Source organism: Allobosea sp. P1_B10 (assembly GCF_056406735.1).
This window is the reverse complement of sequence record NZ_JBFTZP010000008.1, coordinates 224,516-250,246: the sequence shown is the minus strand read 5'-3', so window position 1 is coordinate 250,246 and position 25,731 is coordinate 224,516. Positions and strand designations below refer to the sequence as shown.

Genomic DNA, 25,731 nt, shown 5'->3' with positions numbered 1-25,731 from the left:
TGGGACTATCTCTGCCGCCAATGCTGGAGCCTGCCGAAGACGAGGCGGTCCAGACCGACATGGCCGAGCTTCACCGCGATGGCGGTGAGCATGATCACGGTCGCCATGCCGGCGGCAGACGCGATCGCGCCGGCCTCGTCCATGTGGACGATGGCGATGGAGGCGAGCTTGGTGTCAGCGCCATAGAGGAAGATCACGGCCGAGACCGTGGTCAGCGCGTTGACAAAGACATAGACGCCGATATCCAGGATGGCGGGCAGGCAGATCGGCGCGGTGACGCGCCGGAACGTCTTCCAGAACGGCACCTTGAGCGAGGCCGACACGGCCTCGAACTCGCCGTCGATCTGCTTCAGGCTGGTCAGCGCGGTGATGTGGCCGACCGTGTAGAAATGCGCGACCGTGTTGATCACCAGGATCGCCAGCGTTCCATAGAGGAAGCCGAGCGGGTTCCAGCTGGCATTGAAGAAGAAGACATAGCCGAGGCCCAGCACCAGCCCCGGCACCGCCATCGGCAGCATCGCGAGGAACTGCGCGAAGGCACGCATCCGCGGGAAGAGCTTCAGCTTCTCGATGAGATAGGCGCCCGAGAAGATCAGCGACGTGCCGATCACCGCCGTCAGTGCGGCGAGCTTGAGCGAGTTGCCATAGGCCTCCCAGCCGGCCGGGTCGAAGGCGGCGAAGTCGTAATTGTCGAGCGTCAGGGCGAGATTATAGGGCCAGTAGGTGACGAAGGAGCCCCAGACGGCGATGGCATAGGGGCCGGCGATGACGAGCGTCGTGGCTGTGACAAAGGCCAGCAGCGCAATGTCGCGACGCTTTTCGGGCTGCGGAATATAGGGCACGGCCCGGGCCGACAGCATGGCGCTCTGGCGGCGCTTGACCATGCGGTCCACGAAAAAGGCGAGCACGGCCGGCACCAGCAGGATGATGCCGACCACCGCACCCATCGGGAAGTTCTGCTGGCCGACGACCTGCCGATAGGCGTCGGTAGCCAGCACGCTGAACTGTCCGCCGATCACCTTCGGGATGCCGAAATCGGTGACGACCAGCGTGAACACAACGAAGGTCGCGCTGATCAGGCCGTAGCGCGCGCCGGGCAGGGTGATGGTATGGAACATGCGCCAGCGCGTCGTGCCGAGCGCCTCGGCGGCCTCGCGCAGCCGGCCATCGGAGAGCGCCAGCGCGGTGACCAGGATCAGCACTGCATGGGGGAAGCTGTAGAGCGCCTCGGCCGCAATGATGCCGATCGGGCCGTAGAGCGAGGCGCCCATCATCCAGGATCTGAGGATGCCCTGGTTGCCGAAGATGTAGATCAGCGCCAGGCCCGAGAGCAGCGAGGGCGCGAAAACCGGGATCATCGCGGCGGCGTAGAACAGGCCCTTGCCGGGGATGCAGCTGCGGCGCAGCGCATAGGCGTAGAAAAACGCCACCGGGATCACGATCGCGGTGGTCATGCCGGCGACGAACAGGCTGTTGACGAGCGACGAGATCAGGGAGGGCGTCGTGGCATAGGTGATGAAGTTCGCCAGGCCGACGAAGCGTCCGCTGACATCCTCGAGGCTCTTGGAGAGCAGCGCCCAGAGCGGCAGCGCGATGATCAGGACGAGCAGCGCGCACAGAGCGAAGATCAGGACGCCGGCGACATGCCGCTCGCTCACATGGACGGCGTCCATCCTTACAGGGGCGGGCGCTGCAATGATGGGCTGCGCGGTATCGGTCATCGCGCCGCTCCGGCAAAGACGTGCAGCGATTCCGGCGGGAACGAGATCGACCGCACCTGGCCGGGCGCGATGGCGAGGTCGCGCATGGCATTCGACGAGAAATCGGCGGCGATGCGTGTCTTTCGCGATTGCGTCGGCTCGAGATGGGCGCGGCAGAACGAGCCGAGAAACGCGAGGTCGCCGATGGTGGCCTCGAAGCTGTTGGGGGTGTCGCTGGAGACGCCGCGCGTGCGGACCTCTTCGGGCCGCATGGCGAGCCGGACCCGCGTGCCGGCGTCGAAGGGCGTGGCGTTGGCGACGAGCAGGTCGAGTTCGTCGACGCGGACGCGGCCCGGCCCGGTGACGACGGCGTCGAGGAAGGTCATGTGGCCGACGAAATCGGCGACGAAGGGCGTCGCAGGACGGCGATAGATCTCCTCGGGCGAGCCGACCTGCTCGACCGCGCCGCCATTCATCACGACGATGCGGTCTGCCATCGCCAGCGCCTCTTCCTGGTCATGCGTGACCATGACCGTGGTGACGCCGAGCCGCTTCTGCAGCGAGCGCATCTCGTCGCGCAGGCGCAGCCTGACCTTGGCGTCGAGCGCCGAGAGCGGCTCGTCGAGGAGCAGGAGTTCCGGTGAGGTCGCAAGCGCGCGCGCTAGCGCCACGCGCTGCTGCTGGCCGCCCGATAGCTGAACGGGATACTTCTTCGCCTGATCGGAGAGGCCGACCAGGGTCAGCAACTCATCGACGCGCGCGGCGACATCGCGCGACGGGCGACGCTGGTTGACCAGGCCATAGCCGACATTGTCGGCGACCGTGAGGTTGGGAAACAGCGCATAGGACTGGAAGACGATACCGAAATCGCGTTCGGAGGGCGGGGCGTGCGAGACATCGCGGCCGCCCATGTGGATCGAGCCGCTGTCCTGCAGGTCGAGCCCGGCGATGGCGCGCAGGAGGGTGGTCTTGCCGCAGCCCGACGGCCCTAGGAAGCAGACGAATTCACCTCGTCGGATATCGAGGTCGATGTCGCGCAGAGCCGTGAAGCTGCCAAAGCTCTTGGCCAGGTTGCGGATCGAGAGAAACGGAGCTGGGCTAGGCGAAGTCATGGTGTCGTGCCCTTCTGAGTGACGCGCGGGCCGCGATGCCGCGGGCCTGGACGGCCCGGCATCGCGACCTCGTTGCAGCTTGCATAAGCTGTGCCGCGCCCGCTCCCTCTACGGAGGCGGGCGCGGTCGGCCTCAGTTCTTCGGCGCAGCCTTGGACTCGTAGCGCTTGGTCCACTCCGCGAGCACGCGCTCGCGGTTCGCACCCATCCAGCCGAGATCGTTCTTCACCATCCGGGCTTCGGCGTTGGCCGGGTAGTTCTTCGGAGCGGCCTCGATGCCGGGATAGGCGACGATGGCGTAGCCCTTCGTGTAGAGCTCGCTCGCTTCCTTGCTGGCGGTCCAGTCGGCGATTTTGCGGGCGATCGGGCCGAGCTTGGTGCCCTTGACGACGGCGCTCGCCTCAACTTCCCAGCCAACGCCTTCCTTCGGGATCACGACGTCGATCGGCGCGCCCTTGGTCTTCTCCGAGGCGCCGCGCATGTCGAGCGCGAGACCGATGGTGCGCTCGCCGCGCGCCGCCTGGACGCAGGGCGCCGAGCCGGAGTGCAGATAGGCGCCGATGTTCTCGTGCAGGCCGTCCATGAACTTCCAGCCGGCTTCCTCGCCCATGCCCTGGAGCCAGCCAGCGACCATGAGATAGCCGGTGCCCGACGAGGCCGGGTGCGGCATCACGATCTTGCCCTTGAAGGCGGGGTTGTGCAGATCGAACCAGGACTGCGGCGTCGGGACGCCCTTGGCCTCGACGGTGTTGTAGCAGACGACGCCGAGATAGGCGGCGGTGCCGGTCCAGGTATAGGGCGCGGTGGCGGGGCGGAAGGCAGGCTTCAGGGCGGAGGCGCCCTTGGGCTCATAGGTCTCGAGCAGGCCGGCCTTGTCGAACATCAGCAGGCTGGAGGCGGCGAGGCCGATGATGACATCGGCTTTCGGCGAGTCCTTCTCGGCCAGGAAGCGGGCGGTGATGACGCCCGTGGAATCGCGAACCCACGCGACTTCGGCTTCGGGAACGGCCTTCTCGATCGAGGCCTTGAAGGACGGCAGCAGGTCGTTCTCGAGGGCGGTGTAGACGGTGATTTTCTGCCTTTGCGCAAGAGCTGCGCCGGGCAATGCAAGAACACAAGCGCCGATTACGGCGGTAGCAAGCCAATTCTTCATATGATCTTCCCCTGTTTTTTAATGTTCGTGCTCTCTTTAGGAGCGTCAGTCCCCAGATAAATTTTAGGGCCGGCGGATCGAGCCGCCAGCCCTTGAATCTCTACCTAGCTATGCAGTCCACGGTAGGGACCAGGTCTTGACATTGGTGAAGCTCTTCATGGCTTCGACCACGCCCTCCTTGTATCCGAGGCCGGAGTCCTTGATGCCGCCGAAGGGCGACATCTCGATGCGGTATCCCGGCACCTCCCAGAGATTGACCGTGCCGACTTCGAGCTCCGCCACAAAGCGCTGGATGTAGTCGAAGCGGTTGGTGCAGACGCCCGAAGACAGCCCGTAGGCGGTCGAGTTCGAGATCCTGATCACCTCGGCGATGTCGTTGGGGACACGCACGATCGGGATCACAGGGCCGAAGGTCTCCTCATGGACGAGCTCGCAATCGTAAGGGATGCGATCGACCACCGTCGGGTGGAACAGCGCGCCTTCGGGCCGCGCGCCATGGAGCACCTCGGCGCCCTTGGACACGGCATCATCGATGCGGGCCTGGAAGAGCGCAGCCGAACGCGCGTTGATGACGCAGCCGACATCGGTGTCGGGATCCATCGGATCGCCGCACTTCAGCTTCTTGGCCTTCTCGACGACAAGCTTCGCGAAGGCGTCGGCGACGCTCTCAACCACCAGGATGCGCTTCACCGCGGTGCAGCGCTGGCCCGAGTTCTTGGTCGCACCGGTGACGGCGAGCTCGGCAGCCTTGTCGAGATCGGCATCCTCCATGACGATCAGCGGATCGTTGCCGCCGAGCTCGAGCACGATGCGCTTGTAGCCGGCGGTCGCGGCGATGTGCTTGCCGACGCGCACCGAGCCGGTGAAGGTCACCAGATCCGCATCCGGATCGGTGATCATCGCATCGCCCATGGTCGACGGGTTGCCGGTGACGACCGAGAGCATCTCGGGCGGCAGTCCGGCCTCGTAGAGCACGTCGGCCAGAGCCAGCGCGGTCAGAGGGGTCAGCTCGGTCGGCTTCAGCACGAGACGGTTGTTCGTGGCGATCGCCGGGGCCAGCTTGTGGCTGACCATGTTGAGCGGGTGGTTGAAGGGCGTGATCGCCGAGATCACGCCGAGCAGCGGCTGGCGCGTCGTGAAGATCTTGCGCGCCTTGCCGTTCGGCGAGATGTCGCAGGAGAACATCTCGCCATCGTCCTTGATGGTGAGCTGGGCTGCAAAGGACCAGACGTCATAGGCGCGGCTGGCCTCGTAGAGCGAGTCCTTCCAGCACAGGCCGGCTTCCGCCGTGATCAGCCGGGCGAACTCTTCCTTGCGGTCGCGCAGCAGTTCCGCGGTCTTCTGCAGGATCTGCTGGCGCTCGTAGCGGGTCAGCTTCGGCTTGAACGCCTTGGCCTTGGCGAAGGCCTCGCGGACATGCTCGGGGCGGGCCGCCGGGATGAGCCCGACGACGCTGTTGTCATAGGGGTTCTTGACCTCGACCATGTCGTCGGTCGTGACCAGCTTGCCGGCGATCCGCATGGTCTCGCGGCGCACGGGCGGCTTCACATTGGCGTTCATGGTCAGCGCACCAGGTTGAGGGCGACGTCAAAGACGTCGAAATTGCGCAGCGTCCGGCCTTCCGGCACCTCGATGGTCCGGTTGGCGATCATCGGCACGCGCTGCTCGGTGAGGCCGCCATGCGAGCGCAGCGGCTCGGTCAGCCCCGACAAATCGTGCTTCTCGGGCGAGGTGCCGAGCACCTTGAACTGCGTCGAGACGACCACGACATCGCCGATGCGGTCGGCTGGCAGTTCGAAGCGCTCGCAGGCCTGGGCCGAGGTCAGGGCGACCTGGACGCCGTCGATCTTCGCGATGCGGTCAGCGACGTCCTGCTGGCTGACGCCCTCGGGCAGATAGACCGTGGCGAAGGAGCCGAGCGCGCCGTGATGCACGACATAAGGGTCGGTGATCGGCAGGATGACGCGCATCGTGCCGGCGCCGTACCACTCGTCCATCACGCGCTGGAGATAGATCACGTCCGGCTCGCCCGATGCCAGGTGCTTGTCGTTCATGCCGTGGTCGGCGGTGATGACGAGCGTGCAGCCGGCGGCGTCGAGTTGGCCGACATACCGGTCGAACATCTCGTAGAAGGAGTTCGCGACGGCCGAGCCGGGGGCAGCCTTGTGCTGCACATAGTCGGTGGTCGAGAGATACATCACGTCGGGCTTGAACGTCGCGAGCAGCTTGACGCCGGCGGCGAAGACGAACTCCGAGAGATCGGCGGAATAGACCGACGGCAGCGGCTGGCCGACGAAGTCGAGCACGTTCTCCATGCCGTTCTCGGCCATGTTAGCCTTGTCCGCCTTCTCCGAGGAGAACGCGATCGCGGTGCCGGTGGTGAAGTCCAGACCCTTGCCGAGCAGCGTGCGCAGCTTGTCCTTGGCGGTCACCATCGCGACCTTGAGGCCGGCCTTCTGGAATTCGGCCAGGATGGTCGGCGCGCGCAGGAAGCGCGCATCGTTCATCATCACCTCTTCCTTGGCCTCGCGGTCATAGAAGAAGTTGCCGGCGATGCCGTGCACGGCCGGGGGGCGCCCGGTGATGATCGAGAGGTTGTTGGGGTTGGTGAAGCTGGGCACGACCGAGAGCGCCGTGGTGTTGGCGCCGGTCTTCATCAGCCGGTCGAGATTGGGGGCGAGCCCCGCCTCGATGGCGCGCTCGATATAGCCGGGCTCGGAGCCGTCGACGCAGATCACGACGACGGGCTTCTGGGGGCGCTTGTAGGCGCGGCCGTTGGCGACGACGTCGTTGCCGAGTGAAGCATGCATGTTCATCAAACTCTCCTTCACGCCGCCGACTTCAGACCCACGCCCATTTCGGCGAGGACGTCCGAGACCGTGGCGACGAATGCCTTCATGTCCTGTGCGCCGAGCGCACCGATGCAGCCGATGCGGAAGCTGTCGGCGACCGTCAGCTTGCCGGGATAGATCACGTAGCCGGCGTCCTTCAGCGTGTCGTAGAAGCGCTGGAAGACGAAGTTCTTGTCCTCCGGCATGTGGAAGGTGACGATGATCGGCGCCTGGCGCGCTTCGGGCAGCAGCGTGCGGAAACCGAGATCTTTCATGCCCTCGATCAGGATGCGGGCGTTGTCGGCATAGCGCTCGCCACGTCCGGCGACGCCGCCTTCGGCCCAGAATTCCTGCAGCGCGGCATGGAACGCCACGATGACGTGGATCGGCGGGGTGAAGCGGTACTGGCCGGTGCGCTCGAAGGCGGCGTTCTGGTCATGCAGATCGAGCACCAGCGTGGTGGCGTTGCCCTTGGTCTCGGACAGCGCGCTCTTGCGGGCGATCACGAAGCCCAGCCCCGGCACGCCCTGGATGCACTTGTTCGAGGAGGCGGCGACGGCGTCGAAATAGACCTCGCGGCTGTCGAGCGGCAGGGCGCCGAAAGCGCTCATCGAGTCGAGCAGCAGGCGGCGGCCATGGCGCTTCACCAACGCGGCGACGGCCTCGATCGGATTGCGGATGCCGCTGGTGGTCTCGCAATGGACGGTGAAGACGTGGGTGATGCCGGCATCGGCCACGAGCATGCGGTCGACCTCGGCGAGATCGGGCGGCATGTCCTCGGGCGTCTCGTGTACCACGACCTGGCGGCCGGCGATCTCGAGGATGCGCTTGGCCCGCTGGCCATAGGCGCCGTTGATCAGCAGCAGAGCCTTGCCGTCGCGCGGCACGAAGCTGGTCAGCATGGCCTCGACAGCGAAGGTGCCCGAGCCCTGCATCGGCACGGTGACGAACTCGCCCTCGCCGTGGATGATCTTCGGCAGCTCGTCCATGACGGCCTTGTTGATGCCGACGAAGGTGGCGTCGCGGGAGCCCCAGTCATGCACCATGGCCTGCTTGATGGCCTTGCTGGTGGTCAGCGGGCCGGGCGTCAGGAGGAGGGGGTCACCGGTCTCGGAAACGGCGGGGCGGCGGGCTTGGGCCATGTCGATCTCGCTTTCGCATTGCAGCGTATGACGAGACGGTAGGTCGGTGTTTGACATAGCTCCAATACATCGTATCCATATCATCCATAGAGAGGTTCTATAGGATGGCGATCAGCTATTCAGGCCTGTCGGCCTTCCATGCCGTGGCGGAAGCCGAGAGCTTCACAGGGGCGGCCAAGGCGCGCCATGTCAGCCAGCCCACGCTGTCGGCGCAGGTCCGCACGCTCGAGGATGCGTATGGCGTGCGCCTGTTCGACCGGATCGGCCGGCAGGTGAAACTGACCCCGCTCGGGCAGAGTCTGTTCGTCATCACGGCACGGCTGTTTGCGGCGCAGGACGAGGCGCAATCGCTCCTGGCCGGCACGCGCACCTTGCAGCGCGGCCATCTGCGCATCGCCGCCGACAGCGCCACCCACGTCATGGCAGCGCTGGCACGCATGCGCGACAGCTATCCGGGCCTGACCTTTTCGCTGACGATCGGCAACTCTTCGGAGGTGGTCGACCAGATCATGGATTTCGCCGCCGATGTCGCGATCACCGCGCGGCAGAGTTCCGATCCCCGCCTTCACACCGTCAAGCTGCGCTCCGACCGCCTGGTCGCCTTCGTCGCCAGCGGGCATCCGCTCTCGCTGCATGACAGCATTCCGATCGAGGCCTTCGCAGGCCAGGACATCGTGCTCAGGGAGCGCGGCTCGATCACGCGCGAAACCTTCGAGGCGCGCTTGGCAGAGACCGGAATCAAGCCGGCGAACCTGCTCGAGGTGCAATCGCGAGAGGCGGTGCGGGAGGCGGTCGCGGCCGGGTTCGGGATCGGCGTGATTTTCGATGCCGAGCTCAGGCCCGATCCGCTGCTGAAGCGGCTGGTGATCACCGGCGCCGATTTCGCGGTCGGCGAATATGCGGCCTGCCGCGCCGAGCGGCGCCGCATTCCGTTGGTGCGTGGCTTCTTCGAGACCGTGCAGGCGCTCGTGCTGGCCGAAGCCGCGATGGCCAAGTAGGCCTTAGCGGCTCGTCGTGCCGGTCAAGAGGGCATGGGCCCAATCGTCGCGCCCGTTGGCGCTGGCCTGCGCCGCGGCTGCATCCCAGTCATAGGCGATGGCATGGTGCTCGACCGTGATCGAACGCGACAGCGTCACCACGGCGTAGCGCGCATGCGGGCTCCCGCTTTCCGACACGTGGCCGGGGGGCTTGTCGTCGTGATAGGCGGGGCATCCGACGCTGCCGGGGTTGACCACATAGGCTCCGCCGGGAAGCCGCAGCACGCGCGGCAGATGACTGTGCCCGCAGAGCAGGACACGCCCCTCGACGCCCGCCAGTCGGCTCGCTACGGCGTCGGTTGCGTCCGGCAGGAGCCGGCCGGCGATGACGGTCTCCATCAGGTAGCTAAGGTCGTCGCCAGGGCAGGCGTGGAAGCAGGTGGCGTCCCCGATAGACTGCTGCGTCGGCAGCGCGAACAGCCAGTCGCGGTCGGCAGGCGTGAGGCGCTGCCATGCGAAGCGGTCGGACTTGCCCAGCCCTTCGGGCGTGCTCGCGCCCATGGCACGGTCATGGTTGCCGCGCACATGGAGCATCTCGCTTGCCCGCAGCAGAGCGACCGATTCAGCGGGCCAAAGCGGACCCGCGGCGCAATCGCCGAGATTGACGATGGCATCGACGCCGTGGCGGCGCAGATCGTGCAGCACCGCCTCCAGAGCCATCAGGTTTGCGTGAATGTCCGCGATCACGCCGAGGCGCATGGCTCACTCCCTAAGACGATCGATCGTTGCACCCGCCGCCTGACAGCAACCACCGCACTTTGCCAGCGGAATGTCAGTCAGGCGGACTGGATCATGGGGGAGAGGCGGTCAGCCTTGGCTCGTCTCTGCGTCGGCATGGATCGGAAATACCGGCTGGCGCAGATGCTTGTAGGGCAGGGTGGTGATCTTGCTGGTGCAGGGACCGGCGGTGGCGACGGTGTAGCTGCCCTTGGCGATCTTGTCGTAGGCGCGCCTGTGCGCCACCGCCGCCTTGACGCCGATCGCTTTCAGCGTCTCGGGATGAATGCCCTGAGAGCGGAACTGGCCGAGATCGAAGGGCGGCGTCTTGCGGGTGGTCAGCAGCACGGTCACGCCCTGGGTCGTCACCACGGCGCTCGGCCCCATGCTGAAATGCGAGCCCTGCGAGGCCGCGAGGTGGCTGTTCAGATCCTCCAGCGCGAAGCGGCCATCGCTGGCGCTGACGAAGCGGGCTGCGATCTCGAGCGGCCCCTCGGCCACTGCGCTGCCCTTGCCGCCGACGGTGATCCGGCGCAGTTCGCCGGGCTTCGCGCCCGCAAGCGCCGCAACCGCCGCGGGATCGGCGATGGCGACGGCGCAATTGTCGACGCCGTGGCGCAGGAAGGCGCGCAGGATGGAGGTGCCGTCTCCCGGTGCGCCGCCGCCGATGTTGTCGGCGGGCTCGACGACGATATAGGGGCCGCCCGTCAGGTCCTGGATCTCTGAGATCGCCTCGTCGAGATCCCATTCCTGCGGCAGGCCGAGCTCCCGAAGCGCGATGGCGGTGTCGGTCAGCCGCGCCAGTGCGGCACGTGCGTCCTCCTCCGACCCGGTCGTTGCCAGCGCGAAGGCGACGCCCGCCTCCGCCACGTCGGAGAAGGAATAGCCGCCGATCACGTTGACCACCCAGATCTCGGGCTGCTCCCGTTCGATCGCGCGTGCCAGCGCCTCGAGGTCACGCATCGGCCGGTCGGCCGTGCCGGTCCCGGTCGGGGGCCACATCACCGGCGCGTTGCAGGAAAACATCCGCGGCAGTTGGCCCTCCTTTAGTGAACGGGCCAGCAGGTTTGCAGCGCGCACGGCGGATTCGCGGGCATCGGTGTGCGGGTTTTCGCGGTAGGCAACGAGCCCGTTGGTGTTGGCGGCCATCGCGGCGGTGAAGTTGGCGTGGAGATCGAACACACCGAAGACCGGCAGGGTCTCGCAGCCGGGCGTGGCACGGATATGGGCGAGCAGCAGGCCCTCCGGATCCGGGCATTGCGACGTCACCATGGCGCCATGCAGCGCGAGCCAGATGCCGTCGAGCCCGCCTGTCGCGAGCGCGGCCTTCAGGCCCGCGTCGAACTCGCCGATGAAGGTTTCGAGGACGTCATGGGCGACGGTTCCTGCCGGCAGGGCGGTGTAGTCGATCGTCGGTATCACCTCCCAGCCCTGCGCTTCCGCGACTTCGAGGAAGCCATCGACGGTCGAGCCGTCGCCCCGACGTTGCATCACTTCGACACCGCGGCGGATCGTGAACGCGGCCAGCGTCGTACGGTCTTCCACGAAAGAATGGGTCTCGTGGAACAGGCTGGCGAGCAGGATGCGGCGCGGGCGTGACATCGGTAAAAAACCTATTTCGGTGGGGTGGCCTTGCAGCCATTTCGGACGCTGCATCGTTCCGGATCAAGCCGCCATTATTCCGTCAGGAGAAACCGGGGCGCTTTGACAGGTCGAACCCACCTCCCGTTAGATCAGGGCAGGGGATCAGGCGCGCTGACGCAAGGTCCTCAGGCTTGTTTCGGGGGCTCCTGCATGCGCGTCTTCGTTGCGTCGCTGGCGACGGAAACCAACACTTTCGCCCCGCTCTTCGTCGATCGCAGCGCCTTCGAGAGCGCCTTCTACTGTCCGCCGGGCACGCATCCGGAAACGCCGACCCTGTGCTCGGCGCCGATGGTCGCCGCCCGCCGCCGTGCCGGCAGCGAGGGCTACACCCTGATCGAGGGCACCGCGACCTGGGCGGAGCCCGCAGGCCTAGTCTCGCAGGAGGCCTATGAGAGCCTGCGCGACGAGATCCTGGACCAGCTTGCCGCGGCGCTGCCGGTCGATATCGTGCTGCTGGGGCTGCATGGCTCAATGGTCGCGCGCGGCTACGACGATTGCGAGGGCGACCTGATGGCGCGGGCGCGGGCGCTGGCGGGGCCCGACTGCATCCTCGGCGCCGAACTCGACATGCATTGCCATCTCTCCGCGCAGATGGTCGAGGCGGCCGACGCCATCGTCGCCTTCAAGGAATTTCCGCATACAGATTTCCTGGCGCGGGCTGAGGATCTGCTCGATCTGTGCCTGCGGGCGGCGAGAGAAGAGGTCAAACCGGTCAGCGCGGTGTTCGACTGCCGGGGGCTGGCCGCCTTCATGACCAGCCGCGAGCCCGGCCGCAGCTTCGTCGACAGGATCATGGCGATGGAGGGTCGCGACGGCATCCTCAGTATCTCGGTCGCGCATGGTTTTCAGGCGGCCGATGTCGCCGATGTCGGGACCAAGGTGCTCGTCATAGCAGATGGCGACGGTGAGAAGGCCTTGAAGCTCGCCAAGGAACTCGGGCTCGAGATCCTGCGCTGGGGGCCCGCCGGCGCTATGCCGAAGCACTACCTGCCCGAGGAGGGCATCGCGGCGGCGCTTGAATTGGCGCAGCCCGGCCGCCCCGTCGTGCTGGCCGATCGCTGGGACAATCCGGGCGGCGGAGTCGCCGGCGATTCCTCTGTCATGGTCGAGGCGCTGCTGCGCCATACGGAGGTGAAGGCCGCCATCGGCGCTATGTGGGATCCCGTCGCGGTAAGCCTGTGTCGCGCGGCGGGCGTCGGCGCGGAAATTCCGCTGCGCTTTGGAGGCAAGGCGGCTCCGTCCTCGGGTACGCCGATCGATGCCACCGTGCTGGTGACCGGGGCGACGGAAGATCTTGTCATCCCCTTCGAGCAGAGCCTGGTCTCGCTGGGGCCGGCGGTCGCGATCCGCATCGGCAATCTCGACATCGTGCTGGCCTCGACGCGGGCGCAGACTTTCAGCCCGCCGGTCTTCACCAATCTCGGCATCGACCTCTCCGCCAAGCAGGTCGTGGTGGTGAAGTCCTCCAACCACTTCCACGCTGCCTTCGCGCCGATCGCGGCCAGCGTGCTCTATCTCAACAGCGGCGGGCCCTATCCCCCCGACGCCAGCAAGATCCCCTACACCAAGATCCGTCGCCCCTTCTCGCCGCTGGACCCCAACCCATGGCTTTGACTGCTCCCGGCCGCACGCTGCCACGCCTGTCACTTGGTGAGATCGAGGACACCAGCCTGGACGGGCTGAGCAAGGGCATGCCGCCCACCATGCAGGCGCTGCGCCTCGGTGATATCGGTGCGCAGGGCTGGAACGTGCTGGCGGGCGACCTGCCGCTGCCGTTGGCGGTGATCCGCGAGAGCGTGCTGAAGGCCAACAGCGCCTGGATGGGTGCCTTCACGGCGGCCAACGATCTCGTCATCGCGCCCCATGGCAAGACCACGATGGCGCCGCAACTGTTCGACCTGCAGATCGCCGATGGCGCCTGGGCGATCACGGTGGCGACCGTGCAGCAATTGCAGGTGTGCCAAAGATTCGGCGTCAGACGCGTGATCCTCGCCAACCAGCCCGTCGGCCGGCAGGAGATTGCTGCCTGCCTTGCTGCGGTGAGCGATCCCGGTTTCACGCTCTATTGCCTGGCTGACAGCGTCGAGGGGGTCCGTTTGCTGGCTCAGGCCGCGCGGGAGAACCCGCCTCCCGCCGACAACCCGCTGCGCATCCTCGTCGAGATCGGCTTCATGGGTGGCCGGACGGGGGCGCGCAGCCGCGAGGAAGCATTGGCGATCGCCCGTGCCGCGAGCGCGGCGCCGGGGCTTCAACTGGCAGGGTTTGAATGTTTCGAGGGGCTGCACAGCGCGACCGCCGGGGCCGACCGGCTGCTCGACGACCTGATCGCGGTGGCGATGGCGGCGGAGGCCGAGGGGCTGCTTGGACCCGAGCCGATGGTGCTCAGCGCCGGCGGAACCTCGTTGTTTGATCGCGTCGGCGAGAAGCTGAACGCGGCCTCCTTCACCCGGCCGATCCTGAAGGTCCTGCGCTCGGGCTGCTACCTCACCCATGACTCGACCTCCTATGCGGCTGCCTTCCAGCGCATCGTGACGGAAACGAGCCTCGCACTGCCTGCAGGTGGCCTGGAACCGGCGCTTGAGGTCTGGGCCTATGTCCAGTCGCGGCCGGAGCGCGGCCGCAGCCTCCTCACCGTCGGCAAGCGCGACATCAGCTACGATTCCACCATGCCGGTGGCGCTGCGCTGGTTCCGCCCCGGCGGCGCCATGACGGAGCCGGCGCCGATGCCGGCGGGGCATACGGTGCTGGCGCTGAACGATCAGCACTGCCATCTTGGCACGCCTGAGGACAGCCCGCTGGCGGTCGGCGACATGGTCGCCTTCGGGATCGGCCACCCCTGCACGACCTTCGACAAATGGGCACTGCTGATGCTGGTCGACGACGCCTATCGGGTAACTGGTGCGGTCAGGACGTTCTTCTAGCCCCAAGCGCTCGCGGTTGTTTCTTTGGGTGGAACCTCGAATTCTTGACGCGGATTCTTGCCGCTCCTAGCCTCGGAACGAGAGGCGCGCTTCAACGGATCGTTCTTACGCATCATCGAATGCCTGTCGCTGCGACAGGCGGATTGCCGTTTGCAGGGGGAAACATCGTGCGCCTGGCCTTGATCCACATCGTTCAGGAGACCAACGACTTCAATCCCGTGCCGACGACGCTCGCGGATTTCGCGGCCTTCGGCATCGTCGAGGGCGCCGAGATCGCGCGGCAATTCGGCGAGATCGGGCAGATCGGCGGGCATTATGAGGCGATCGCCGAAGCGGGGCTCGAGGTCGAGACAATCCCGATCATCCGCGCCTGGAGCGTGGCGGGCGGGCGCATCACCCGCGAGGCCTTCGATTTCTTCCAGGAGAAGATCCGCGCCGGGCTCGAAGCTGTGGGGCCGATCGACGCTCTGGTTCTGCACCTGCACGGGGCGGCAGCGGCCGAGGGCATCGACGATGTCGAGGGCGAGCAGGCCGAGCTCTGCCGCCAGATCCTGGGGCCGGACGTACCGATCATGCTCGGCCTCGACCACCACGCCAACATCACCCACAAGATCATGGCCAATTGCACCGCCATCGTCGGGCATCGCACCCAGCCGCATGATCCCTACGATACCGGCAAAATCGGCACGCAGGTGCTGCTGAAGATCCTGACCGAAAAGCGCAGGCCGGTGATGGCCTGGCGCAAGATCCCGCTGCTCTCGCATCAGGAGCAGTTCCTGACCTCCCAGGGGCCGATGAAGCGCTGGTTCGACCGGGCTCGTGAGCTGGAGGCCGACGACCGGGTCCTGCAAGCCTCGAACTACCCGATGCAGCCCTGGCTCGACGTCGCCGAGGGTGGGTGGTCGACGATCGTGGTCACCGATGGCGACCAGGCCTTGGCCGAGCGGCTGGCAGATGAACTGGCCGATCTAGCCTGGTCGATGCGCGATGATTTCCAGGTCCGCGAGGCGGTGAGCGTCGACGATGCCGTGCGCAAGGCCGATGCCGCGCCGCGCGGTATGGTCGTGCTCAGCGACACCGGCGACACGGTGTTCGGCGGGGCGGCGGGCGACAGCAACCTGATCCTGGAATCGATCCTGCGGCTGGGAACCAAGAGCCGCGCGCTGATCCCGCTGATCTCTCCCAAAGCCGTGGCGACGCTCTTCGCAGCAGGCGAGGGGGCGCAGGTGACCCTGCCGCTCGGCGGGGACGCCGCGACCGCCTTCTTCACGCCGATCGAGGTCACCGGCACGGTCAGGCGCATCGGCGACGGACCGATCCCGCTGAACTATAATCACCAGAGGGAAGTCGATATGGGCCGCGTCGTCGTCTTCGACGTCGGCCCGGTGACGCTGCTGATCAGCGAGCTGCGCGGCGTCGCCGGCAATGTTCCGGGCGTCTACGAGGCCTTTGGCATCGATCTGGCGGACTACAAGATGGCGGTTCTCAAGACGGCGTCGAACTTCCAGTATTTCTCGGCGATCAGCTCGCAGGTCGTCCGCGCCGATACGCGCGGGCCCGGCCAGTCGGACGTGTTCACCTTGCCTTGGTCGCGGATTCCGCGGCCCGTCTATCCACTCGAGCAGATAAGCGACTGGCGGGCGCATTCGTCCCAGCCGGGCGCGGGGACAACCTGACGCGAAGACCACACATAAAAGGGGAGTGTGCCGGATGACGACGATCTCACGACGCCAATTCTGGATGACGGGCATCGCGCTGGGGGCGATGGCTCCCCTGGCCGCAGCGGCTCCGGCCTTCGCGCAGCAACTCAAGGGCGGGACCTTGCGTGTCGCCGTCCTCAGCGAACTCGCCAATTACGACCCCCAGCAGCTCTCGACGGTGAATTTCCACGTCATCAAGAACCTCTATGACAGCCTGATCGAATACACGCCCGACGGAAAAGCCGAGCCGAGCCTCGCGACGGCCTGGGCGATCTCGCCCGACAAGACCTCCGTGAAGGTGACATTGCGCGACGGCGTGACCTTCCATAGCGGCGCGCCCTTCAAATCGGATTCGGTGCTGGCGACCCTGGTGAAGGGCGCCGACCCCAAGCGCGGCAAGAACGTCTTTTCCACCATGGCGATCGTCAAGGACTGGTCGGCGCCGGACGACAAGACGGTCGTGATCAATTTCAAGGCGCCCGTTCCCGAGCGCCAGATCCTCGATTTGCTGCAGTTCCTGATCCCGATCGAGGCCAAGGGCATCGACACCGTCGAGACCGTGCCGGCCGGGACAGGCCCGTTCACGCTGGTCAGCCGCGCGGTCGGGCAGGGGCTGCGGATGAAGGCCAACCCGAAATACTGGCGCGAGAAGCAGCCGATCGTTCAGGACCTCGTCTTCACCGTGTTCAGCGAGGATGCGGCGGCGAACGCCGCACTGGAATCGGGCGCGGTCGATGTCATCTACAACGGCTCGGCGCGCAGCGCGGTGCGGCTGAAAAGCGCGGGCTACCAGGTCTTCACCGGGCCCGGCAAACTGGTGCAGGTCTTCCGCATCAACTCGACGCGCGGGCCCTTCCGCAACAAGAGCTATCGCCAGGCCTTCAACCACCTGATGGACCGCGCCGGCATTCTGCGCGTCGGCTATGCCGGGCTGGGCGAGGTGGTGGCGCAGCCCTGGGCGCCCGCAAGCCCGGCCTTCGACGCCTCCTACGCCAAGACCTATGCCTATGATCTCGACAAGGCCAAGGCCCTGCTGGCGAAATCCGGTCTCTCTGCCGCCGAGATGAAGGACTGGAAGCTGCTCGTGAACGGCAGCGACGAATCCTCGGTCCAGATCAGCCAGATCGTCCAGGCCTCGCTGGCCAAGGTCGGTATCCCGATTGAACTCGATGTCCGCCAGGGCGCGGAGTTTGTCACCGCCTTGCTCGGCGGCGATTTCGCGGCGGTCTTCGGCGCGGTCGGCAACGTCCAGAAATTCCCCTCGCGCGTCACCACGAACTCGATCTACCGGACTTCGCAGAACCCGATCCTGAAGGACCCGCATCCCCATCCCGCCTATGTCGAGGCCATCGCCAAGGTCGACGGCGCCTCGGGCGATGCGGCGCAGGTGAAAGCCTCCTACGACAATCTCAACAAGGTGCTGGTCGACGAGGCTTTCGCGATCCCAACCAACTCCTACGAGGTCGGGCTGATCGTCGCCTCCGACAAGGTGTCGGGCATCACCCTGGAGATCGACAACCTCCTCGTCGCGCGGACGATCGGGTTCAAGTAGTGGTGCAGGGCTCCACCGGCGTGGTGTTGCGGCGGCTTTGTGCCCGGCGCAGCGCGGCGTTCAGCCTGGGCTTCCTCCTGCTGGTGGCGCTGGCGGCGGCCTTCGCCGACTGGCTGCCGCTCGATCCGCTGACGCAAAGCCTGGCGGATTCGCTGATGCCGCCCTCGTCGGCTGCCTGGTTCGGCACCGACGAGCTTGGACGCGATATCCTGGCCCGGGTGGTCTATGGCTCGCGCACCTCGCTGGTCACCGCCTTCGGGGCAGTGGTGATCGCGGCCGTGATCGGCGTGCCGATCGGGCTGGTCGCCGGCTATTTCGGCGACTGGCGCGATTCCGTGCTGATGCGCTGCATCGACGTGCTGCTGGCGCTACCCAACATCCTGTTTGCCATGGCGCTGATCGCCGTGCTCGGCCGCAGCCAGGGCGCGGCGCTGGTCGCGGTCGGGATCGCCGGCATTCCGAACTTCGCCCGGATCGCGCGTGCGCAGGTGCTGGCGCTGCACCGGCTCGATTTCGTCATGGCCTCGCGCAGTTTCGGCGCCGGCTCGGGCTACGTCATGTTCCGCACCATCCTGCCCAATGCGCTGAGCCCGCTGGTCGTGCAGGCGATCGTGCTGGCCTCGATTGCGATCCTGCTCGAGGCGGCGCTGTCATTCCTGGGCGTCGGCGTGCCGCCGCCGACACCGAGCTGGGGCGAGATGCTGCGGACAGGGAAATCCTACCTGCACGAGGCGCCGACCTATGCGGTCCTGCCGGGCCTCGTGCTGACCCTGACGATCCTGTCGTTCGACACGATCGGCCGCACGCTGACCGCGCTGCTCGACCGGCAGGACATCGGCGCCGGCGCGGGGAGTAGCCCGTGACGGCCTATATCCTGCGTCGCCTGCTGCAGATGCTGCCGGTTCTGCTGCTCGCCTCATTCGCGATCTTCGCGATGATCTATGCCGTGCCGGGCGGGCCGGTGGCAGTGCTGGTCGGCGAGAACGCCTCGCAGGAGGAGATAGCGGCCACGATCGCGCGCTACGGGCTCGATCGCCCGATGCTGATCCAGTATCTCGACTGGCTCGGGCGGGCGCTGATGGGCGATTTCGGGCTGTCCCTTCACAGCCGCCAGCCGGTGATGCAGCTGATCGGCGAGCGGCTGCCGGCGACGCTGCAGCTGGCGCTGGCCGCGATCATCGTGGCGCTTCTCGTCGGGGTTCCCGTTGCCATCGCCAGCGCCGTGCGGCCGGAATCCTGGCTCGACCGGGTGTTGAGCGGCTGGAGCGCGCTGGCGCTCGGCGTGCCAACCTTCTGGCTCGGCATCCTGCTGATCCTGCTGTTTGCGGTCGAGCTGCGCTGGCTGCCCTCGGCCTCGCGCTATGTGCCGCTCTGGGAAGCGCCTCTCGATGCGCTGCGCAGCCTGGCCCTGCCGGCGCTGACGCTCGGCATCTATGTCTCGGGCATCTTTGCGCGCTTCCTGCGCGCCTCGCTGATCGGGGAGGCGCGCCAGGATTATGTCCGCACGGCGCGCGCCAAGGGCGTGCCGGAGAGGCGCATCGTCGGCCTGCACATCATGCGCAACGCTCTGCTGCCATTCGTCACCATCGTGGGCCTGATGATGGCGAACTTCATCGGCGGCGCCGTGGTGACTGAGGCGGTGTTCACCTATCCGGGCCTCGGTCGCCTCGTCATCCAGGCGATCAGCACGCGCGACTACCCGTTGATCCAGGGCTGCATCATGGTGATCCTGGTCGGCTACATGCTGGTCAATCTCGTGGTCGACCTGCTCTATGCCTGGATCGACCCGCGCATCGAGTACCGGTGATGGCCGCTGCCAGACGCTGCGACGCGTGCTCGCGCGGCTCAGCCGGTGGAGAGCGTGTCCTGCGAGCCCAGGCGCGCCGAGATCTGGCCCGCGATCTCGCGCAGCCGCAGGCCCGCCTTGGCCGCCAGCGGGCGCGGCATCCGCATCAGCGGGGCCGAGATGCTCAACGCCGCGACAGGGTAGTGGTCGTCGTCGAGGATGGGTACGCCGACGCACATCGCACCATCCTCGTTCTCGCCGACCTCGGTGGCGTAGCCGAGCTTGGCGACCTGCCGCAACTGGCGCTCGATCTCCTCGCGCTCCAGCAGGGTGCGCCCGGTGCGCTCTGTCAGCGGCAGGTCGAGCTGGCGCTGCTTTTCCGCTTCGGGGAGAAAGGCCAGGATCGCCTTGCCGAGCGCCGTGGAATGCATCGGGTGGCTGTCCCCGATGCGCGCCTGCATCCGCAGCGAGCGGTTGGCCTCGACGAGATCGATATAGATGATCGTGCCGTTGCCCTTGACCGCCAGGTTCACGGTCTCGTTGAACTCGCTCATCAGCTCGATCATGGCCGGGCGCGCGAGCTGGCGGATCTTGCTGACGCTGGCATCGGCGCGCGCGATCGAGCGCAGCAGCGGGCCGAGTGTGTATTTGTCGGTTTCCCGATTGTGGTTGAGGAAGCCGGCCTCCGTCAGCGTCTGAAGATAACGGAACGTCGTCGTCTTCGGGATCTTCAGCTCCTTGCCGACCGCCGTCAGCGCGATCTCGTGGCCATGCCGCGCCACGAGTTCCAGCACCTTCAGCGCCTTCATAACGGGCTGGACGACATAGGGGTTGGCTGAGCTTTTCGGCATAGGTCCGCCTGAATCCTGTTCGTCGGAGACTTGGCTTAGCGGCAGCCTTTTAATTCCGCAACGTGAAACCGGCGTTCCTTTACACGGGATGGAGGGTCTGGTCTCCTCGTGGCATCGAGAGCGGAGAACAGGCACGTGGCAACATACGAAAGCGGAATCGCAGGTCCGCTGCGCTTCGAGGAATCGGCCCGGCAGATTGCCGAGAACGCGCGCTACATGGCCGGTGGCGTGAACAGCAATTTCCGGCTCGGCATGGCACCGGGCCCGCTCGTCTTCGCGCGTGGCGAGGGCGCCTATCTGATCGACGCCGATGGCAACCGCCTGATCGACTACTATTGCGGCATGGGCGCCACCGTGCTCGGCCACACGCCCGCCGGTGTCATCGAGGCTGTGAAGCGCCAGGCGGATCTGGGCATCCTCTTCGCCGGCCAGGCGCCCGTCGAGCATGAGGCGGCCCGGCTGATCTGCGAGCGCATCCCCTGCGCCGAGAGGCTGCGCTTCGGCTCGTCCGGCTCGGAGGTGGCCCAGGCCGCGTTCCGCCTCGCCCGCGCGGCGACCGGGAAGCGCGTGATCGTCAAGTTCGAGGGCCATTATCACGGCTGGTTCGACAACATCCTGTGGTCGACGGCGCCGGGCCTCAACCAGGCCGGTCCCGACGATGCGCCCACGCCTGTCGCGGGCAGCAAGGGGCAGGACCGGGACGCGGGCGATGCGCTCGCCATCCTGGGCTGGAACGATCTCGCCGCGCTGGAGGCGCGCCTGGCGCAAGGCGACGTCGCGGCCGTGATCATGGAGCCTGCGATGTGCAACCAGGGCGCCATCGCCCCCGCTGCGGGCTATCTCGAAGGCGCTCTCGCGGCCTGCCGCAAACATGGCGCGCTGCTGATCTTCGACGAGGTGATCACCGGTTTCCGCCTGGGCCGCGGTGGCGCGCAGGAGCGTTTCGGGGTTACGCCCGACCTGACCATCCTGGCAAAAGCCATCGCCAACGGCTTTCCCGTCGCGGCGATCGCCGGCCGGGCCGATCTGATCGACATGTTCGCCGATGGCGTGCTGCATGGCGGCACGTTCAATGGCCAGCCGATCGCGATGGCTGCGCTGGTGGCCACACAGCAGGCGCTGACGCCCGAGCATTACGAGCGCAGCTCTGCGCATGGCCAGCGCCTGCAGGACGGCATCCGCGCGATCCTGTCGGAAGCGGGCATCAAGGCGCAGGTCGTCGGCTTCCCGCTGATGTTCCACGTCGCCTTCGGGCTCGACGCCCCGGCGCGGAACTACCGGGAGGTCGCGGCATCCGACAAGGCCGCCTATAGCCGCTTCGCGCATGCGCTGCTGAAGCGCGGCGTGCGGGTTCTCGAACGCGGCGCCTGGTTCGTCTCGTCGGAGCACGATGCGGCGATCGTCGACGCCACCCTGGAGGCCGTGCGCGGCGCCGCGCAGGAGGTCCGCTAGCGCGGCGCGCCCAAGCCGGGTCCCAGGAGGACCTGGCCGGCGGTGACAACGCGAAATGCTGCGAGCTGAATAGATCGAGTTCTACGGGCTATTGAACGCTCTATACCAAGCCTGTAGTGCGAGCGTGATCCCCGCCGAATTATAGGCGGCGATCGGAGCAAATAGATCGATCTCATAATTCGCGGGATCGCCCGGCCCGACATGGCCCGGCGGTGCCCGCACCAATCAGCAGCAGGGGGCAGGATGGCCAACGGAGTCGAGCTCAAGAAGAAGATTGCGCGGGGCGAACTCGCAGCCGGAACGATGGCGCTGGATTTCCACGTGCCGGGGCTGCCTGCCATGGCGGCTGCATCGGGCGCTGACTTCATCGTCTTCGACATGGAGCATACCGGCGCCGGCTTCGAGACCATGAAGATGCTGTGCGCAGCCTGCCGCGGCCTGCCGCTCGCGCCCGTGATCCGGATTCCGACGGCGGAATACAGCCTCGTGGCGCGGGCGCTCGATGTCGGGGCCCATGGTGTCATGGTGCCGATGATCGACACGGTCGAGCAGGCGAAGCTCGTCGCCGCCAGCGCGTATTACCCGCCGGTCGGCCGTCGCGGCGGCGCCCTGGGCATCGCCCATGACGACTACATGCCGGGTGACCCCGTCGAGAAGCTGGCGCGGGCGCGGGAGCGGACCTTCGTGATCGCCCAGATCGAGAGCCCGACCGGCGTGGCGAATGCCGAGGCGATCGCCGCGGTCCCAGGCATCGACGTGCTCTGGGTCGGTCATTTCGACCTCTCGAACTTCATGGGCATTCCCGCGCAGTTCGATCATCCCGATTTCGAGGCCGCTCTCGCCCATGTCGGGCGCAGCGCCAAGGCTGCCGGCAAGGCCGCAGGGCTGATGGCGGCCAACATCGAATGGGCGAAGCGCGTCCGGGCGCTGGGCTATTCGGTGATCGCGCAGGGGGTCGACCACGCGCTCTACCAGAACGCGCTGCGCGACGAGTTGCAGCAACTGCGATCCGGGCTTATTTTCACTGGGGGCGGGGCGGCATGCCCCCCGGCCCCCAACCGGATCGTCGCGCGGACGGACAATCGTTGCGATGGCGCGCCCCGGATCAGGGCGCCTGCGTGAACCCCAGTATCTTGGGCATGAAGCCGGCGGCGAGCAGAAGGCGCTTCTGGCGGGCCGATACGTCGGAAGGGCTCCAGCGGAAGTCCAGCTTGTGCACGTAGACCCAGCCGAGCTTCAGCGGGGTCTGCCGGCGCAACCGCGTCAGCCAGGGCGTGGCGTCATGACTGGTGACCACGCTGCCGCCACCCATCAGTGAATAGAAGCGGCCCAGCGTGCGGCCATATTGCGCGTTGTCCTGCTGCGCCCGGGGCAGGGTGAGCGCGTATGTCCGGTCGATGTGATCGAAGACCGTGGCCCCGGGATTGCGCAGCCAGTGGCCAACCTCATGGGCGGCCTCTATCTGGCCGGTCTGCCCCTCGACCCCCCGCGCGCGCCCTGCGGTGAACTGGTTCTGGCCGTAGAGCACGCTTTCATCAGTGATGCGGGTCATCCGGTCCCGGAATGTGTCGCCGGCCGTGGCGAGATGCGCGACCTCTATCACCGCGTGGGCTCCCGCTCCAGACGGCTGCAGGTCGACCTCGAGAACCCCCACGACATGGGCCGGAGCCTTGGGATTGCCGATGAGCTTCCAGAAATCCAGGTCGCTCAGGCTGTCGCCGTCCTCGACCGGGAGAAAGACCATCTGGTTGTTCCATGCGTTCTCGACGGTGTGCTTGAAACGCCGGGTGAAGGCCAACCATTCGGTGACGAGCCAGCTGCGGCACGGCACGGGCTGGCCACCTGCATCCACCACGCTGCCGCGTTTGATAGAGGCCTGATTTGCGGCGAGATGCGCCGGCGGGGCGGGGCCCGCAGCCGCTCCAGGCAGTTTCGATGCATGCTGCGAGCGCGCCCATGGTGTCGAAGGGTCGAGCGGGACGAGCATGACCTTCAGCTGGATTCGGATCTGCGCCGGGCGCCCCGGACCTGCGGGGTCGAAATAGGAATCGTAATTGGGTTCAAGGATGGAGGGACGGATTGCCATTCGATCACCTGTTCATGAACAAGCGGATCGCGAGCGAAACGCATCGCGCTGGGCACGGCCATCGCGGAAGAGTGTAGCAGGGGGAATTGGTGCCGGGAAGCGTTGGCGGGAGCCGGCCTTCGGCTCCCTGCCGCTCGACTACGAGATGAGGGCTCGTGCGTGGCGCGGCTGCGGGATCGCCTGCCAGCGCTGCACGGGGCCCTGTGTGAAACCTGAGCGAGCCCGGGGGCTCGCGATGCCGATCAGCCGAGCATTTCCGCGACGATGGCGCGCAATTCCTCGCGCGAGAATCCGCAGGGCTGCGGCTTCCAGTTCGGGTCGGCTTTGGGCTGGGCGTTGAGGGGGGTGGACGTTGTATGCGTCAGGCGAGTCTGCGCCGAGGCGCGGGTCGAATGGGTCGTATTCTGCATTATTTTCCATATGCCGCGAGCGAAGTGCCGCGGATCTTGTTGGTGACGTGTCGAGAGCATTGAACGCGCGAAGCGCGCAATTGTTGCACAGCGATCAAACTACGAAGCGGTGCGGGTGCCTGGGCTCGGCTGCGCTGAAAAACGCGCGGAGCGGGGCCGAACAATCTCGGTCGACGCCGCCTTATGCGCAGGCATTGTGTCGAAATTCAGGTCTGCATCCGAGAGCAAGCTCAACAGCTCGGGTTATTATTGCTCATAAACGCGGCAGTCGTTGACAGATCGTTAAAGTCGGGCGGCGTATGGAACGTCTATGCAAGGCATTTTACTGCTGCTGGCCCAAGGACTGACTTATTTCGGCGTCATGGCGGCGCTCTTCCGGGCCCGGAAAGTGTTGGGCCTGGGGCCGTTCTTGTGCGCGCTCGGGGTGATGCACTTCCTCGAGACCTATCTTGCCGCGGTCTTCTTCGTGCAGTTGCCATTCGGCGTGGTGTCGCCGGGCTCCACCGTGCTGTTTTCTGGCAAGCTCGCCATCATCCTGCTGTTCTACATCCGTGAAGACGCCGAGAAGGTCCGCGAGCCGATCTATGGCCTGCTGATCGGCAATTTCCTGATGGTGGCGCTGGTGCTGACGCTTCGCCTGTACGGGGCGCCGGTGCCGCTCCCGGGCTACCAGCCCGATCTCGCGCTCATCAACCAGATGGGCGGCCTGATGATCTGGGGCACGACGCTGCTCTTCCTCGACGCCATCGCCATCATCCTGCTCTATGAGAAGCTGCACCGCCTGCTGCCGAACTCGATCCTGGTTCGGGCCGGAGCCAGTCTCGCGATCGTGCTGACCTTCGACCAACTCGGCTTCTTCGTCGGGCTGCACCTTGTGACCGGCGCACCCTGGGAGGCGCTCATGGGCGGCTGGTTCGCGAAAATGGGCGGATCGGTCTTCTATGCCGCGCTGATCTTCGCCTATCTCAATCTGTGCGAGCGGCGTTTCATTGCGCTGGGTCCCGCCTCGATCCCGGATGTGTTCTCCAAACTGACCTATCGCCATCGCTACGAGCAGCTTCTGCAGATCGCGGCCCGCGATGCCGTCACCGGGGCGCTGACGCGGGAGCGCTTCGAGGTCATGGGGCGCGATGCGGTCGACAGGTCGCTGACGTTGAACAAGCCCCTCAGCATCGCGCTGATCGATGTCGACGAGTTCAAGCGGATCAACGACTCCTTCGGGCACGATGCCGGCGATCGCGTTCTGCGCGAGGTCGTCGAGGCGGTCCGCTCCGAGGTGCGCTCGGGCGATGTCGCGTTCCGCTATGGCGGCGATGAGTTTGCGCTGCTGTTCGAGAACATGCCGCATATCGCGGCGATGGGATTGGCGGAGCGCATCAGGACATCGACCCGCCGGCGCCTGGCCGAAATCATCCCCGCCGACATCACGCTGAGCATCGGCGTCGCCAGCTGTCCCGATGACGCGGTGCGGCTGCACGAACTCGTCAAGATCGCGGATGCGCAGCTCTACAGGGCCAAGCGCAACGGCCGCGACCAGGTCATCGGCGCGCGCAGCCTCGCGGCCTGATTACAAAAACAGCGACGGCCACGGGGGCCGTCGCTGGTCTTTTCGTGTGCCAGATCCAGTCTCGACCAGGC

At 66.4% G+C, this 25,731-nt stretch carries 21 protein-coding genes; 10 read left to right on the top strand and 11 right to left on the bottom strand.

What is annotated here, in order from left to right; translation table 11 throughout:
- Window positions 1-5 precede the first annotated feature (5 nt).
- The 6 genes from AC1D2L_RS17750 to AC1D2L_RS17725 form a co-directional block, all read right to left on the bottom strand.
- Window positions 6-1,721 carry a putative 2-aminoethylphosphonate ABC transporter permease subunit gene (locus AC1D2L_RS17750; protein ID WP_476847213.1) on the bottom strand — a complete coding sequence of 572 codons (1,716 nt, stop codon included), beginning with the start codon at window positions 1,719-1,721 and terminating at the stop codon, window positions 6-8.
- Window positions 1,718-2,812, bottom strand: a complete 1,095-nt coding sequence (locus AC1D2L_RS17745; RefSeq protein ID WP_476847212.1) for a putative 2-aminoethylphosphonate ABC transporter ATP-binding protein — start codon at window positions 2,810-2,812, stop codon at window positions 1,718-1,720. The genes AC1D2L_RS17750 and AC1D2L_RS17745 overlap by 4 nt, the downstream gene beginning before the upstream one ends.
- Before the next feature lie 132 nt (window positions 2,813-2,944).
- Window positions 2,945-3,964 (bottom strand): putative 2-aminoethylphosphonate ABC transporter substrate-binding protein, encoded by a 1,020-nt coding sequence (locus AC1D2L_RS17740; protein ID WP_476847211.1) that lies wholly within the window; start codon window positions 3,962-3,964, stop codon window positions 2,945-2,947.
- Window positions 3,965-4,072: 108 nt separating this feature from the next.
- Window positions 4,073-5,524, bottom strand: coding sequence for a phosphonoacetaldehyde dehydrogenase (gene phnY / locus AC1D2L_RS17735; protein WP_476847210.1), 1,452 nt, complete (start codon window positions 5,522-5,524; stop codon window positions 4,073-4,075).
- A 2-nt stretch (window positions 5,525-5,526) separates the two neighbouring features.
- Window positions 5,527-6,774, bottom strand: coding sequence for a phosphonoacetate hydrolase (gene phnA / locus AC1D2L_RS17730; protein WP_476847332.1), 1,248 nt, complete (start codon window positions 6,772-6,774; stop codon window positions 5,527-5,529).
- 17 nt (window positions 6,775-6,791) lie between these two features.
- The gene (locus AC1D2L_RS17725; protein ID WP_476847209.1) at window positions 6,792-7,937 is read right to left on the bottom strand and encodes a 2-aminoethylphosphonate--pyruvate transaminase; all 1,146 of its coding nucleotides are present in this window, start codon (window positions 7,935-7,937) and stop codon (window positions 6,792-6,794) included.
- Between the two features lie 104 nt (window positions 7,938-8,041).
- Here AC1D2L_RS17725 and AC1D2L_RS17720 point away from each other — a divergent pair, with 104 nt between their 5' ends.
- Complete coding sequence (locus tag AC1D2L_RS17720) at window positions 8,042-8,935, top strand: LysR substrate-binding domain-containing protein (RefSeq protein ID WP_476847208.1); 894 nt, start codon at window positions 8,042-8,044, stop codon at window positions 8,933-8,935.
- Between the two features lie 3 nt (window positions 8,936-8,938).
- On the opposite strand, the gene AC1D2L_RS17715 is transcribed toward AC1D2L_RS17720, so the two are convergent.
- Complete coding sequence (locus AC1D2L_RS17715; RefSeq protein WP_476847207.1) at window positions 8,939-9,673, bottom strand: metallophosphoesterase family protein; 735 nt, start codon at window positions 9,671-9,673, stop codon at window positions 8,939-8,941.
- A 108-nt stretch (window positions 9,674-9,781) separates the two neighbouring features.
- Complete coding sequence (locus AC1D2L_RS17710; protein WP_476847206.1) at window positions 9,782-11,293, bottom strand: M81 family metallopeptidase; 1,512 nt, start codon at window positions 11,291-11,293, stop codon at window positions 9,782-9,784.
- A gap of 192 nt (window positions 11,294-11,485) precedes the next feature.
- On the opposite strand from AC1D2L_RS17710, the gene AC1D2L_RS17705 reads away from it, so the two are divergent.
- The 6 genes from AC1D2L_RS17705 to AC1D2L_RS17680 all read left to right on the top strand — a co-directional run bounded on the left by AC1D2L_RS17705 (window position 11,486) and on the right by AC1D2L_RS17680 (window position 19,315).
- Window positions 11,486-12,949: a M81 family metallopeptidase gene (locus AC1D2L_RS17705; RefSeq protein WP_476847205.1), complete on the top strand. Its 1,464-nt coding sequence runs from the start codon at window positions 11,486-11,488 to the stop codon at window positions 12,947-12,949.
- Window positions 12,940-14,256 carry an alanine racemase gene (locus AC1D2L_RS17700; protein ID WP_476847204.1) on the top strand — a complete coding sequence of 439 codons (1,317 nt, stop codon included), beginning with the start codon at window positions 12,940-12,942 and terminating at the stop codon, window positions 14,254-14,256. The genes AC1D2L_RS17705 and AC1D2L_RS17700 overlap by 10 nt, the downstream gene beginning before the upstream one ends.
- A gap of 167 nt (window positions 14,257-14,423) precedes the next feature.
- Window positions 14,424-15,932, top strand: a complete 1,509-nt coding sequence (locus AC1D2L_RS17695) for a M81 family metallopeptidase (protein WP_476847203.1) — start codon at window positions 14,424-14,426, stop codon at window positions 15,930-15,932.
- A 34-nt stretch (window positions 15,933-15,966) separates the two neighbouring features.
- Window positions 15,967-17,508: an ABC transporter substrate-binding protein gene (locus AC1D2L_RS17690; RefSeq protein ID WP_476847202.1), complete on the top strand. Its 1,542-nt coding sequence runs from the start codon at window positions 15,967-15,969 to the stop codon at window positions 17,506-17,508.
- A gap of 2 nt (window positions 17,509-17,510) precedes the next feature.
- Window positions 17,511-18,371 carry an ABC transporter permease gene (locus AC1D2L_RS17685; RefSeq protein ID WP_476847201.1) on the top strand — a complete coding sequence of 287 codons (861 nt, stop codon included), beginning with the start codon at window positions 17,511-17,513 and terminating at the stop codon, window positions 18,369-18,371.
- A complete protein-coding gene (locus tag AC1D2L_RS17680; RefSeq protein WP_476847200.1) occupies window positions 18,368-19,315 on the top strand; it encodes an ABC transporter permease in 948 nt (315 codons plus the stop codon). Before AC1D2L_RS17685 ends, AC1D2L_RS17680 begins: the two co-directional genes overlap by 4 nt.
- 38 nt (window positions 19,316-19,353) lie before the next feature.
- On the opposite strand, the gene AC1D2L_RS17675 is transcribed toward AC1D2L_RS17680, so the two are convergent.
- Complete coding sequence (locus AC1D2L_RS17675) at window positions 19,354-20,145, bottom strand: IclR family transcriptional regulator (protein ID WP_476847199.1); 792 nt, start codon at window positions 20,143-20,145, stop codon at window positions 19,354-19,356.
- Between the two features lie 135 nt (window positions 20,146-20,280).
- On the opposite strand from AC1D2L_RS17675, the gene AC1D2L_RS17670 reads away from it, so the two are divergent.
- Window positions 20,281-21,597 (top strand): aspartate aminotransferase family protein, encoded by a 1,317-nt coding sequence (locus AC1D2L_RS17670; RefSeq protein ID WP_476847198.1) that lies wholly within the window; start codon window positions 20,281-20,283, stop codon window positions 21,595-21,597.
- A gap of 243 nt (window positions 21,598-21,840) precedes the next feature.
- Window positions 21,841-22,719: an HpcH/HpaI aldolase family protein gene (locus AC1D2L_RS17665; protein WP_476847197.1), complete on the top strand. Its 879-nt coding sequence runs from the start codon at window positions 21,841-21,843 to the stop codon at window positions 22,717-22,719.
- Here the strand turns inward: AC1D2L_RS17665 and AC1D2L_RS17660 are convergent.
- Complete coding sequence (locus tag AC1D2L_RS17660; protein WP_476847196.1) at window positions 22,703-23,683, bottom strand: hypothetical protein; 981 nt, start codon at window positions 23,681-23,683, stop codon at window positions 22,703-22,705. The genes AC1D2L_RS17665 and AC1D2L_RS17660 overlap by 17 nt on opposite strands.
- Before the next feature lie 242 nt (window positions 23,684-23,925).
- Window positions 23,926-24,093 (bottom strand): hypothetical protein, encoded by a 168-nt coding sequence (locus AC1D2L_RS17655; protein WP_476847195.1) that lies wholly within the window; start codon window positions 24,091-24,093, stop codon window positions 23,926-23,928.
- 310 nt (window positions 24,094-24,403) lie between these two features.
- Between AC1D2L_RS17655 and AC1D2L_RS17650 the strand changes: the two genes are divergently transcribed.
- Window positions 24,404-25,660, top strand: coding sequence for a GGDEF domain-containing protein (locus tag AC1D2L_RS17650; protein ID WP_476847194.1), 1,257 nt, complete (start codon window positions 24,404-24,406; stop codon window positions 25,658-25,660).
- The last annotated feature ends 71 nt before the right edge of the window (window positions 25,661-25,731 follow it).